General features: G+C 71.0%; 15 protein-coding genes. 4 read left to right on the forward strand and 11 right to left on the reverse strand.

Annotated features, from left to right (window positions below; translation table 11 throughout):
- Window positions 1-18 precede the first annotated feature (18 nt).
- From AB0I22_RS28935 to AB0I22_RS28960, 6 genes are all read right to left on the reverse strand, one after another.
- A complete protein-coding gene (locus AB0I22_RS28935; protein WP_363133888.1) occupies window positions 19-840 on the reverse strand; it encodes an SAM-dependent methyltransferase in 822 nt (273 codons plus the stop codon).
- 67 nt (window positions 841-907) lie between these two features.
- On the reverse strand, window positions 908-1,357 hold the full coding sequence (locus tag AB0I22_RS28940; protein ID WP_363133889.1) for a MaoC family dehydratase: 450 nt from the start codon (window positions 1,355-1,357) through the stop codon (window positions 908-910).
- Window positions 1,358-1,373: 16 nt separating this feature from the next.
- Window positions 1,374-1,616, reverse strand: a complete 243-nt coding sequence (locus tag AB0I22_RS28945; RefSeq protein ID WP_363133890.1) for an acyl carrier protein — start codon at window positions 1,614-1,616, stop codon at window positions 1,374-1,376.
- A 106-nt stretch (window positions 1,617-1,722) separates the two neighbouring features.
- Entirely contained in the window at window positions 1,723-2,262 is a 540-nt protein-coding gene (acpS, locus tag AB0I22_RS28950) for a holo-ACP synthase (protein ID WP_363133891.1), read from the reverse strand.
- Complete coding sequence (locus AB0I22_RS28955; RefSeq protein WP_363133892.1) at window positions 2,244-3,098, reverse strand: hypothetical protein; 855 nt, start codon at window positions 3,096-3,098, stop codon at window positions 2,244-2,246. Before AB0I22_RS28955 ends, acpS begins: the two co-directional genes overlap by 19 nt.
- A gap of 187 nt (window positions 3,099-3,285) precedes the next feature.
- The gene (locus tag AB0I22_RS28960; protein WP_363133893.1) at window positions 3,286-4,200 is read right to left on the reverse strand and encodes a diiron oxygenase; all 915 of its coding nucleotides are present in this window, start codon (window positions 4,198-4,200) and stop codon (window positions 3,286-3,288) included.
- A gap of 312 nt (window positions 4,201-4,512) precedes the next feature.
- Here AB0I22_RS28960 and AB0I22_RS28965 point away from each other — a divergent pair, with 312 nt between their 5' ends.
- The gene (locus AB0I22_RS28965; RefSeq protein ID WP_363133894.1) at window positions 4,513-5,736 is read left to right on the forward strand and encodes a LysR substrate-binding domain-containing protein; all 1,224 of its coding nucleotides are present in this window, start codon (window positions 4,513-4,515) and stop codon (window positions 5,734-5,736) included.
- Here the strand turns inward: AB0I22_RS28965 and AB0I22_RS28970 are convergent.
- Complete coding sequence (locus AB0I22_RS28970) at window positions 5,678-6,712, reverse strand: pyridoxamine 5'-phosphate oxidase family protein (RefSeq protein ID WP_363133895.1); 1,035 nt, start codon at window positions 6,710-6,712, stop codon at window positions 5,678-5,680. The two genes, AB0I22_RS28965 and AB0I22_RS28970, sit on opposite strands and share 59 nt — an antisense overlap.
- Window positions 6,709-8,025 (reverse strand): MFS transporter, encoded by a 1,317-nt coding sequence (locus tag AB0I22_RS28975; protein ID WP_363133896.1) that lies wholly within the window; start codon window positions 8,023-8,025, stop codon window positions 6,709-6,711. Before AB0I22_RS28975 ends, AB0I22_RS28970 begins: the two co-directional genes overlap by 4 nt.
- An 85-nt stretch (window positions 8,026-8,110) precedes the next feature.
- Between AB0I22_RS28975 and AB0I22_RS28980 the strand changes: the two genes are divergently transcribed.
- Both AB0I22_RS28980 and AB0I22_RS28985 read left to right on the forward strand, forming a co-directional pair.
- The gene (locus AB0I22_RS28980) at window positions 8,111-8,707 is read left to right on the forward strand and encodes a TetR/AcrR family transcriptional regulator (RefSeq protein WP_363133897.1); all 597 of its coding nucleotides are present in this window, start codon (window positions 8,111-8,113) and stop codon (window positions 8,705-8,707) included.
- Window positions 8,708-8,876: 169 nt separating this feature from the next.
- On the forward strand, window positions 8,877-9,344 hold the full coding sequence (locus AB0I22_RS28985) for a hypothetical protein (protein WP_363133898.1): 468 nt from the start codon (window positions 8,877-8,879) through the stop codon (window positions 9,342-9,344).
- A gap of 144 nt (window positions 9,345-9,488) precedes the next feature.
- On the opposite strand, the gene AB0I22_RS28990 is transcribed toward AB0I22_RS28985, so the two are convergent.
- Entirely contained in the window at window positions 9,489-9,974 is a 486-nt protein-coding gene (locus AB0I22_RS28990; protein ID WP_363133899.1) for a DUF1707 domain-containing protein, read from the reverse strand.
- A gap of 195 nt (window positions 9,975-10,169) precedes the next feature.
- Here AB0I22_RS28990 and AB0I22_RS28995 point away from each other — a divergent pair, with 195 nt between their 5' ends.
- Entirely contained in the window at window positions 10,170-10,484 is a 315-nt protein-coding gene (locus AB0I22_RS28995; protein ID WP_363133900.1) for a hypothetical protein, read from the forward strand.
- Window positions 10,485-10,769: 285 nt separating this feature from the next.
- Here AB0I22_RS28995 and AB0I22_RS29000 read toward each other — a convergent pair whose 3' ends face one another.
- Both AB0I22_RS29000 and AB0I22_RS29005 read right to left on the reverse strand, forming a co-directional pair.
- Window positions 10,770-11,033 carry a hypothetical protein gene (locus tag AB0I22_RS29000; protein ID WP_363133960.1) on the reverse strand — a complete coding sequence of 88 codons (264 nt, stop codon included), beginning with the start codon at window positions 11,031-11,033 and terminating at the stop codon, window positions 10,770-10,772.
- A gap of 182 nt (window positions 11,034-11,215) precedes the next feature.
- Window positions 11,216-11,557: a hypothetical protein gene (locus AB0I22_RS29005; protein ID WP_363133901.1), complete on the reverse strand. Its 342-nt coding sequence runs from the start codon at window positions 11,555-11,557 to the stop codon at window positions 11,216-11,218.
- Between the last annotated feature and the right edge of the window lie 174 nt (window positions 11,558-11,731).

The following is an 11,731-nucleotide window of genomic DNA, read 5'->3' on the forward strand; positions in this document are numbered from 1 at the left end:
CCTCGGGGGGAGAGCTGCTCAGCCCTGGTACTCGGCGTGCAGCAGCCAGTTGCGGGGGATGTTCGGAACCTCGCGCGGGAACACCTCGTACGGCCAGCGGCCCTTGCCGATGCCCTCCTCGCCCGGCTCGTTCAGCCGGTTCACCTGCCAGCCGGACAGCGCGAAATAGCCCTCGGGGTCATCCGTGCCGAAGAGCCAGGGGATGCCGTCCGCCTTCAGGGCGCCCAAGAAGAGCTGGGTACCGATGTTCTTCAGCAAGGACTCGCTCAATACGTCCAGCGCCACGTGGCTGCCCGGCGCGGAGCCCTCCGCGAGGAGGTCGAGCAGCGAGCGCACCTGGTCGTCGGTGAGGAAGAACAGCAGCGCCTCGGCCACCCACAGGGTCGGCTTCTCGGGGTCGAACCCGGCCTCGTACAGGGACGACAGCCACGGCTTGGTGAGGTCGGCGCCCACCACCCGCCGGTCCACGGACGGCTTGGCGTCCACCTCGGCCAGCCGCCGCTCCTTGACCTCGAAGAGCGCCGAGTGGTCCACCTCGTAGACGACCGCGTCGGTGGGCCAGGTGAGCCGGAAGGCCCGCGCGTCCATACCGGCGGCGATGAGAACGACCTGGCGTATCCCGCCGTCGCGCACATGGGTGGCGATGGCGTCGTCCAGGTACTTGGTGCGGATGGACACGAAGTCCGCGAGGCCGCCCCCGCCGTACTTCTTCAACAGGTCGAACCCGGTCTCCGAGGCGAGCGGGCGGGCCAGGTCGTCGCGGAACAGCGCGTCGTCCCGTTCGGTCTCCAGGGCGCGGGCCGCCGCGGTCCACTGCGAGGTGTGCGAAACAGCTTCCATCTCTCGTCTTCCTCCGTACTCCGGTGTCACGGGCGTGGGCTGGGCGAAGGGAGCGGGCTCGGCGCGCTCACTCGCGCGGCCGGCGGCGGAACATGCTGTAGAGCGTCAGCCGCATGACGGGCAGCCCCTCGGCGTCGGTGAGTTCACCCCGCTTGTGCAGGGTCGCGCAGTCCGGGCGGGTCATCGACGGGGTGATGCCGGTGACGGTGAGCCGCCCGGTCAGCACGTCGCCGGGGCGGGTCGGCCGCAGCCAGCGGAGCTCGTCGACGCCCGGCGAGCCCTCGACCGCCGCGCCGGGCAGCAGCGCGTCCACGTAGAGCCGCATGAACATGGCGCAGGTGTGCCAGCCGCTGGCCACCAGGCCGTGGAAGAGCGAGTCCTGCCCCAGCGCCGCGTCGACGTGGTACGGCTGGGGGTCGAACTTCCGCCCGAACTCGACGATCTCCTGCTCGGTGACCTTGTACGTGCCGAGCTCGTACGCCCGTCCTTCTTCGTAGTCCTCGACGTATCGCAGCATCTCTCCTCGCCTCCGCTCAGCTGACCGTCGCGCCGAGGTACTTCGCTTCGATCCGGTCCAGCGTGCGGAAGTCGTCGACGACGAGGTTGTCGCGGTCGATGGGCTGCCCGCCGACCTCCTCCAGGAGGAAGAGGAACTCGGCGAAGGCCAGGGAGTCGATCAACCGGTTGTCGATGAGGTCGAGATCGGACGCGATCTCACCGCGCTCCGGGTGGCGCTTGAGAATCCATGCCTTGACCTGGTCAATGGGGCGGGCCATGTCGGGGTGTCCCTTCGTGAGGTCGCTTCGGTTTCGGTGCTGCGGTGCTGCGGTGCTGCGGTGCGGTTCGTGGGCGTCAGCGTCAGCGTCAGCGTCAGCGTCAGCGTCAGCGGCGTACGGTCGCCACCGCGACGGCGAAGGCGAACCCGCCGTCGTGGCTGATGCTCAGGCTCAGGTCCGCCAGCCCGGCCGCGTCGGCGAGCCGTCGCGCCGCGCCGTGCAGCACGGCCTCGGGCCAGCCGCCGGGGGCCTTGCGGATCTCGATGGAGAGCCAGGGGAGGCTGCTGAGGGGGGTGTGGAACGTCTTGAAGACGGCTTCCTTGGCGGCGAGCCGGCCGGCCACGGCGGGCAGGAAGGTGCCGTGGTCGGTGGCGCAGTCGCGCAGTTCGCCCGGGGTGAGGAGCGTACCGAGGAAGCGCTCGCCGGAGCCGCGCACCATGCCCTCGACGCGGCTGACGGGGAGGATGTCCACGCCTGTGCGCAGGGCGAGCCCGCCGAGGACGCCGGGGGCCGTTTCGGGAGTCTTTCTCGCTTCGGCGGCCGGTTCGGCGACCGATTCGGGACGGGCTCGCGCTTCCGGGTGGGGCGGCGTCGCGGCGGGGGCGGCGGCCCGTGGCGCGGCGGTCGTCACGTGACGGCCGCGCACGCGTCCTCGACGGCCGAGAACGCCTTGTCCCAGTCGCCGGCGTACCGGTGCTCCAGGGCGAAGATCCAGCGCTCCAGGCCGAAGGCCACACAGCTCGTGAAGACCGGTTCGTCCGTCTCCCCGATCCGGATGCCGCACCGCTCCCCGAAGAAGTTGCGGTGCACGTTGACCGACGCGATGGCGGTCTCCGCGTACACGAACTCGTGCTTGACGGGGGCGAGTTGCTGGAGCACCGCGCGGGAGCCGCCCTTGTCGTAGAAGGGATCGGAGGCGACCTCCTTCTCCACCGGGAGCCCGGCGGCCTCGGCGAAGTCCCGCACCTGCTGCCCGTAGACGGCGAGGTGGTGCTGGGTGTGCTCGTGCGTGCCTAGAGCCACGATCTCCCGCATGTGGAAGCCCAGCAGCCGGCGCAGCCCCTCGTACCGGTCCTCGTTGCGGTAGCAGCGGCCCAGTACCGTCACCGTCCGCGCGCCGTCGACCGACTGGCCGGCGTGGTGCAGGAAGACGCCGTAGCAGGCCGCCGACGGCAGGGCGAGGGCGGCGGGCCGCAGGCTGTCGGGCGCGTAGGAGCCCGTACGGGCCTCGGCCGCGCGACCGGCGGGGTCGTCGACGTCCAAGGTCGAGGCCACGACGGCGAGTTGTGGAAAGTTCTCGTAAAAGTCGAGGGCGGCCAGGTCGGCGACCGGCAGCAGCGGCGGCATCGTGAGCGGCAGCGCGCCGCGCCGTTCGCCCCACCCCCGGAAGGTCTCGTCCAGGAGGTTCAGGAGCTGGGTGGCCTCCGGGCCCAGGGCGGCGAGGCCGGGGGCCGGTCGTTGCGTCGGGGCGGTCGAGGACATGAGATCACCTCTTTCCTTGTCGCGGACGTGCTTTTCGTGTGTTTCTGTTCGGCAGGAAGCGGAAGCCTGTTTATCGCGTCGGACCGGAAGGTGGAGGGGAGTTGGGCCGGACGTCGGCGGCCGGAAGTTTGGCCGGAAGTCGGCCCGAGGTCGACCGGAAGTCGGTCGGAAGTCGGTCGAATGCGCGTCAGGCGACGAGCGGAAGCTCCTCGTCCGCGAATATCCCGGCCTTCGCGAAGAAGCCCATCGGCTTGCGCACGGCCCGTCGCTCGTGGGCCCGGCGTGCGGGGTCCTCCAGGACTCGCCTGCGGAATCCCAGCGGATCGCCGATACCGGCGTCCTTGTACACCTGCGGGTTGTAGAAGGACTGGAGGCTGTAGGCGATATAGCGCTTCAGGTAGTCCGCGATCTCGCGGCGCTGTTCCGCGTCCAGCCGTTCGCGCAGCGGTTCGTAGAGCAGCGAGACCAGTTCACGGCCGAATGCGATGTGCCGGGATTCGTCCCGGTGGTGTATCCGGTTGACCTGGCGGATCGTGTCGTGGAGGAGTTCGTCGTCCGCCATGGTCGAGTTGTAGTGGTCGACGATCTCCTCGAAGAGGAGAATGCGCGAGAACACCAGGAAGTGTTCCACGTCGACGTCCACTTCGCTGTCGCCGGCACCGCCGCCGGCCGCCTTGAACGGAACCGCCGACGGGTAGAGCTTTCCGCCGTAGCGCAGGCAGAATTCGGCGAAGAACCACATGTGTTCGTTCTCTTCGCCGATGAAGTGGTGGAAGAAGTCCGAGGGCACCTCGAAGCCCGGCATATGGATGCGGTTGACCACTTCGGTGAGCAGCTCGCGAATGCCGTGCACGTTCAGGCTGTAGAAGTTCACGCTCTCCCAGCGGCTCAGCTCCGTCAACTGGGCGTCGTTCAGCTCCTCGCGGGCCGCCGTGCCGTGGGTGCTGGTCAGCTCGCGCGTCATCCACGGCGCATCGGTGGGCAGCGTATCGGGCCAGGCGAATGTCTTATAGGGGTTGTAGTAATCCTGAATGGCCTTTTCCTGAAGCCGGGCCAGGATTTTCTCGAACCTCTCCGTGGCCAGGGTGTCGACGGCTGCCATACACTCTCTCCTTTGCTGTGCCACTCGGCGGCGAATGCCGGAACAGAAACGCATGGAGACGGCCGGACCTGGGCATGCGTCCGGGCAACCGGATTACCCTTAACGCGATCTTCGCAACGCGGACATACATGTGTGGTGGCGGCACTTACCTATGGGGAGTACCTTGCAGGCGTGGTGGGGAAGGCCTGTCCTAATGGCTGTCCGGCCATGCGCCACACACTAGACACGACGAGTCGGACCCGGGAAGTGCCAAGATCGCAAGGGTGATGCGCGAGACGCATCGGCCCAGGTGAAAGACGGGGGAGACGAAAGATGGCGAAGCTCAGCGGAAGTTCTGATCTTGAACTAAGGCACTTACGATCTTTTCTCACGCTGGTCGAGCACCGCAGTTTCCGGGGGGCCGCCGAGGCGCTCTGGGCCTCTCAGTCGGCGCTCAGCCGGACTATTGCGCAAATGGAACACATCGTCGGTCAAAAACTGATCGAACGCGGACATAATGGCGTTTCGTTATCGGCGGCGGGCGAGCGATTCCTGCCCTACGCGGCGCGCGCCGTGGCAGCCGCCGACGACGCCGTCAAGGCCACCGCCTCCCGCCACTCGACGCTGCGCGTCGGCTTCTCCTGGAACGCGCTGGGCCGGGACACCGCGCCGCTGATCAAGGAGTTCGAGGAGCAGAACCCGGGCGCGCGGGTGGAGTTGCGCCGCATCGACGACGTTCCGTACGCCGGCCTGGAGGACGGCCGCAGCCACGCCGCGATCCTGCGGGGCACGCTGTCCGACCCGAGCATCAAACATGTGCTGCTGTACGAGGAGTCCCGCGTCGCCGCCCTGCCCAAAGGGCACCCGGCGGCGGTGCTGCGCGAGGTGACGCTGGACGACATCCGGCACGACCCGCTCGTACTCAACATCATCTCGGGCACCACGGTGCGCACCATCTGGAAGGACAGCGAGAGCGCCACCCGGCCGGTGATCGGCGTGCACAACCTGGAGGAGTGGCTGGAGGCCATCGCCGCCGGGCGCGGGATAGGGCTGTCCAGCGCGTTGACGCCCTGTCTGCACCCGCACCCCTGGGTGGTGTACCGGCCGGTCATGGACGCGCCGCCGCTGCCGGTCCTGCTCTGCTGGGACGCGGTGCGCCCGCACCCCCTCACCCCGCGGTTCGTGGCCCTGGCCCGCTCGCGGACGGAGGGCGGGCCCGTGTTCGACCCGCTGCACCCGATCACGGCGGACTCCGCCGCACCGGGTGCCAGCGCGTCGGATACCGCCGTGTCGGAGGGGGCCGCGCCGAAGGCCGACGGGCCGGATTCCGCCGTGCGCAAGGGCGCCCCTGAGACAGCTGTACGGACAGTCGCTTCGGACGCCGCCGCGCGCAAGAGCACGTCAGAGGCCGCCGTACGCAGGGGAACGCCGGAAGCCGCCGTACGCAAGAGCGCCGCGCGTGACTCCGGACGCGCCGGGCCGCCCATCGGCGGTACGTTCACCACGGTGCGCTGGAAGCCCGTGCGCTCCGGGTCCGTACCACCCGATCGACGGTGATGTCGACGACCCGCTCCACCTCCAACCCCCAGACCGTGCGCGGAGGTTCGTGTTCGATGGCGGCGCGGCCGGTGAGGTGGACCGTGTCACCCGTGCCGAAGTCGCGGAGGACCAGGCCGACGCGCGGGTCGCTCCACAGGTTCCCGAGGGTGTTGAACATGGCGTTGCCCGCGTAGTCCGGGAGTTGGACGCGGTTCGGCCCGGCGACGCGCAGGAAGCCGGGCGGGCCGCCCCGGTGGGAGACGTCCGCCCCCGCTTCCGGGTGCTTCGTCGCGATGAACAGGGTGTCGGACCGGCCGATCAACTCCGTGTCCCAGTAGCCCAGTTCGGTGTGGACGGAGCTTTCCCGGCCATGGGAGAGGAGCCCGGGGTCGAGCCGGCGGCGGTGGATGAAGCGGGGGCAGTTCCCGTACGCCTCGTCCACGCCCAGTTCGATCAGCCCCGGGCCCCAGGAGCGGACCCGGCCGTTGACGCGCAGCCGGCGTCTCCGGGTGAAGTCCATGGCGATCAGGCCGACGCGGTCGCCGGGGCGGCGGGGTCCGATGGGGTCGTCGACGCCCAGGTCGCCCGTGCTCGGGGTGACAGTGCTCGGGGCGTTGGCGCTCGGGGTGACGGTGCCGGGCGCGCCTGTGTCGCGGCCGTCCGGGTCAAGGGCGTCCGGGTCAAGGGCGTCCGGGTCGACGGCGTCCGCCCCTGCCCGTCCGACGATGCGCACCGAGCCCGGCGAGGCGCGTACGAACCCCGGCTCCCCCAGCAGCACCGATGCCCACATCCGACCCTCCGCGTCGGCCGCGCCCAACGCGACGCAGGACACGGACGACAGGAACGCCTGGGCCATCAACTCGACGCGCGTACCGAGGATCACGGAGACCCGCTCGGCCTCCGCCTCGACCCCGGCGGCGCGCTGAACGGCCCGTTCGCCCTCGTGGTAGACGGCGTCGCGGGAGGTCGTACGGCCCCGGGGCGCGGGACTCACGCCGGGCCCCGGCCCGAAGTCGGCGCGCCCGCCTCCGCCTTCGCGTCGCCCCCACTCGGACGCTTCCCGTCACGCGCGGCCTGCCCGGCGGAGGGCTCAGTTGACTGCCGCCCGGCGGACTGTCCAGTGGATGCCCCGGTGGACTGTCCGGCGGGCCGGGCGGCCGGCGTCGGGCGGCGCAGTACGGTCGCGACCACCAGCAGGCTCAGCGCGGTCGTGGCGGCGGCGACCGCGAAGGCCGTGGTGTATCCGGTGTCGGCGGCGATCAGCCCGCCGACCGGCCCGGCGGCCATGATGCCGAGGTCCCAGTACGAGGTCATCACGCCGACCGAGGTGCCCGGCCGCAGCGCTCCGGTGCGGTGCAGGGTCATCGCGACCGTGGCCGGGTACATGAGGGCGACGCCCGCGCCGGTGAGCACGGTGCCGACGAGCGCCAGCGCCTCGTTCCCCGTCCCCGCGATGAGCAGCAGGCCGACGGCTTCCACGACGAGGGAGCCGAGCGCCACCTGCACGCCGCCCTTGCGGTCGACCAGCGGCGAGCCGAGGGCGCGGGCGAGCAGGAATCCGGCGGCGAACACGGCGAGGGCCGCGCTGTCGCCGCCGATGCCGTCGTGGTGCAGATGCAGGACGAGCAGGGCGTTGACGGTGCCGTACCCGTAGCTGGAGAGGCCGAAGGCCAGACCCGGCAGCGAGGCGCCGACGGGCACGATCTCGCGGAAGCCCTTCGGCAGCGGGGAGAGCCCGTCGTCGTTGCGGTTGTCGCCGGAGGTGGTGAGCACGAGGACGGCAGAGGCGATGCCCAGCACGATCACGCCCCACCACACGCCGCGGTACCCGCTCAGGTGGTTGAGGCCCACGGCGACGACGGGGCCGAGCGCCAGCCCGCCCCACATCGACAGGCCGAACCAGCCCGCGACCCGGCCGCGGCGCTGCGGCGGGGTGTCGGCGAGCACCCAGGGAATGGCGCCCGAGAACAGCGCCGCCTCGCCCACGCCCATGATCAGCCGGGCCGCGATGAGGCTCCCCGGGTTGGGGGCGATGAGGTGGCCCGCGCCGCCGATCGCGCCGAGCACACCGCCGGTCGCCACGACCGGGCGGGCGAATCCGGCGTCGGCGAGCCGGCCGGCGAAGGGCCGAGCGCAGGCGGTGGCCAGGAAGGCGATGCCCACGACCGTACCGGCGATCAGCGGACCGCCGTGGAAGTGCTGGACGACGTAGGACGGCAGCGACTGGAGGGTGGCGCCGAGCGCCATGTATCCGCAGAGAACCGCCGCCCACAGCCGCCGGACGGGAACCGGTAGGCGAGGCGTCATACGGGAGAAGATACCGCACGGGACCATCTCTGGGAAGTGAGACGGTACGTTACCTTCTCGTCCGGTCCTCGCCTAGAATGTCCGTATGCCAGTGAAGGCAGGAGCCACCATCGACCCGCGCGCCACCCGCGCCCGCGTGCTGGCCAGCGCTGTCCAGCTGTTCTACGAGCGGGGCGTGCACGACGTCGGCGTCGACGAGATCGCCCAGCACGCCGGGGCCTCGAAGCTGACGATCTACCGCAACTTCGGCTCCAAGGACGGCCTCGTCGAAGCGGCGCTCCAGGACCGCAGCGACCGCATCCACCTCTGGCTCTCGGGCCGGCTCGCGGCGACGGAGGCCGGGCGGGAGCGGGTACTGGCCCTCTTCGACCTGCTCACCGTCTGGTACGCGCGGGACGGGTACCGCGGCTGCGCGGTCGTCAACACCGCCGTGGAGACCCGGCACCAGGACGGGCCGGTGCGGCAACTGCCCCGGCTCCACCTCGCCCGCTACCGCGAACTGCTGGAACGGCTGCTCACCGAGGCCGGCATCGAACAGCCCGCCGCGCTCGCCCGGAAACTGCTGATCCTCATCGAGGGCGCCACCACCATCACCGCCATCGACGGCGAACCGTCCGCGGGCGAGGACGCCCGGGCCACCGCCGAAATCCTCCTGGACGCCGCGGCGGCGGGGGGCCGTTGAGGGATTTCGGGGCCGTTCAGAGTTCCCGGGGCCGTTGAGGGAACCCGGTGCCGTTGAGGGGTCCCGGTGCCCCCGTTAGCCGTCCGTTAGTGGATCGCCAACGGCGCGGAGCAGGCTGGTCACAGATCGACCGATCGTCACCCCGAGCCAGCTCAAGGGGGCTAACCTCATGTCCTTCACCAGCGCCTATGGACGCCACCAGGTCCGCCGGGCCGTCGTCGCCTCCGTCATCGCCGCCGCGGCCATCGGCCTGACGGCGACCGTCAGCGACGCGGCGCCCGCACACGGCACCGCGGCAACGGCCGGCGCCCACCACGTCTCGGAAAGCGTCAGCGCCAAGGGCGTCAGCGGAACGTGGAAGGGCACCCTGAAGTACCTCGCACCGGGCAAGGTGACCGTGGCGCCCAAGTCCGGGATGGAGCAGGCCTTCTACGTCGGCCCGCACACCAAGGTCCTCGGCGCGGCCGCCATCTGCGGCGACCCCGACGGCAACGTCACCATGGACAAAAACGGCTACGGCACCACGCCGTGCACCCTCAAGCAGCTGATGAAGGCTGCGAAGAAGGAAGCCTTCGAGGTCCGCGCCACCGTCAAGGACGGCGTGGCCACCACGATCGCGGAGCACTACCACCCGTAAGCCCGCGCCGGCAGGGCCGGGCTCGTACGGGCCACGGAATCGGAATACGGACCGGGGTCCAGCGGCGCGGCGGCGTCGCTGGACCCCGGTCTCCGTTTTTGCGACCGACCGCCGGCTACCGACTCCCAGCTGTGGCCGTCGGCTTCAGTCCCGCCGTCGCCGCTTCTTGACCACCTGGCGCGCCCCGTACGCCACCGGCGGCACGATGAGCAGCCAGTACCAGGCCCCGGTGAGGACCATCAGGACGACGGCGATGACACCGGCCGCCGGGAACATCCCGTAGACGGCCGCGGCCGCCGCGCCGCTGAGTTTCGCGGGCGCCGATCCGTCCGGCCGAGCCGCCGGAACGCTGTCGCCGGACCGTGCCGCCGGAGCCGACGCCCGGTCGGCCGTCGGGGCCGGAAGGGCGGAGTCAGCCGCGTCGAAGACCGGGTGCGGCTGCGGAAGATCGTCGAAGAGCCGCAGCAGTTCGTCGCGCGAGGCGGCCGACTGCGCCTTGTCCGACCGCGTGGCGAACTCGGCGTCCGTCAGCCGTCCTTCCACCACGTGCTCGGTCAACGCCTCGACCGCCTGGTCCCGCTCCCGCGTACTGGCCCGTACGCCCGGCAGACTCCCCACTGGAACACTCACCCCTCGTCTCGTCCCACCTGCGGATACCGCCTCCCGGCGATCTCCTCGGCCGTCCAGCGTACGCGGGCTGCGGCGAGGCGCCAGGGGTCCGCCGCGCCCGTCCTGAGACGCCGATCACAATAGGGCGGAGGCGGCAAGCGAACGCGGCCGTCCCCGCGTCTACCAGGTACGACATCCCTACGGAGGAGAGAAGACATGGCCGAGCGCCCGACCGATGAGGAGATCCTGCGGGCCGTCCGCAGAATCCACGAGCTCGAAGAGCGCCACGACCGGCTGGCGGCGCGCGTGACCGAGCTCCGGGTACCGGCCGACGAGGCGGAACTGGCCGAACGGAACCGGGCGGGCGACCAGATGGCCAAGGTCGCCGAGACGCTCGTCATCGAGTCCATCCAGGCCCTGGAGGAGATCGGCATGGTGATGGCGGCCCAGGCCGTCGAGGCCATGGCCGCCGCCGAGGGCATCCCCATGGACTCCGGCATCCCGCCGCACGAGGAGCCCCCGCTGTTCTGACGGCGACGAGCGGGAGGGGGGACGGGAGAAGGAACGGGGACGGGGCGGTACGTACGCCCGTGAGGTACACGCGCGGGACCCGTACGAGCGTGGGGCCCGTACGAGCGTGGGGCCCGTACGAGCGTGGGGCCGTACGAATGTGGGGCCCGTACGAGCGTGGGCTCCGGGCCGCGGGCCGGCGTCGATCGGCCCGCGGCCCGGCGGAAGGGGCGGCACGGGGGACCGCCCCGGTTCAGGGGTTCGCCGGGTTCAGGGGTTCGCCCTGGTTGAAGGACTCGCCGCGGATCAGGGGCTCGCCGGGTCGAAACCGTAGTGCGGGAAGCCGTCGCCGCCGCGGTGATCGCGGCGGTAGACGTACAGGGCCTGCACGCGCCACGCCTCGGACGCGTCGGGGTCCTGCTCGGCCGGGCACTGCCGGACCACCTGGAGGACGCTCGGCCGCCCGGCGACCTGGATGCGGGTGCCGTCCGCCGGGCCGCCCCGCAGTACGGCCGTCTCCCAGGCCGACGCGTCCGCCGGCCCGTCCAGCACCGCCGTCTCCCACACCATCGCGATCTCCCACCCGTCGGTTACGACCGCTACGGTCGCCACGGCCGCGCGTACGGCTCGGCGTCCGTCCGCGTGCCGCCAAGCCTACGCTTCAATAGTTGCGCAAGTGAGAAATTGGGCCGATTCCTTCACACGAACCGGCCCGCGCACCCGCGCACCCGCGCACCCGCGTGCCTGCGGGCTCAGTCGCGCCGGCGGCTGAACATCCGCCGGACCGCGCGCACGATCAGCCAGATCACCAGCACCACCACGAGGATGATGACGATCACCAGCACCAGCAGGAAGATGCCGAGCTTCTTGAAGAACCCGGCTTTCTTCTTCTTGGGCTTCTCCGCGGAGGCCAGGGTCTGCTGCCCCTGCGACGCCACCTGCCCCGTAATCGCCGAGGCGGCCGAAGTCGTCGCGGTACGCGCGTCGTCGGCCGTCACCGCCTGCCGCGCGGATACGGCCGCAACCTGATCGACCGGCGCGGCGGACGCGGCCGCCGGGGCCCCCGCCACCAGAGCGCCGATCAGCAACGCCAACACCGCGACCGCCCGGCCCCGCCGCCCGGCGGGCGCCGCAGCCGGTATGCGGGCCTCGTGCCGACCCTCATCGCACCGTCGTACCGTGTTCACTGGCGTCCTCACATCTCATTCGTGTTGTCCGGCCCCGATGTCCGCACCGCACTGCCGGTGCTCGGAGCGCGTCCATTATGA

The organism is Streptomyces sp. NPDC050610 (assembly GCF_040654875.1).
Classification (GTDB): Bacteria; Actinomycetota; Actinomycetes; order Streptomycetales; family Streptomycetaceae; genus Streptomyces.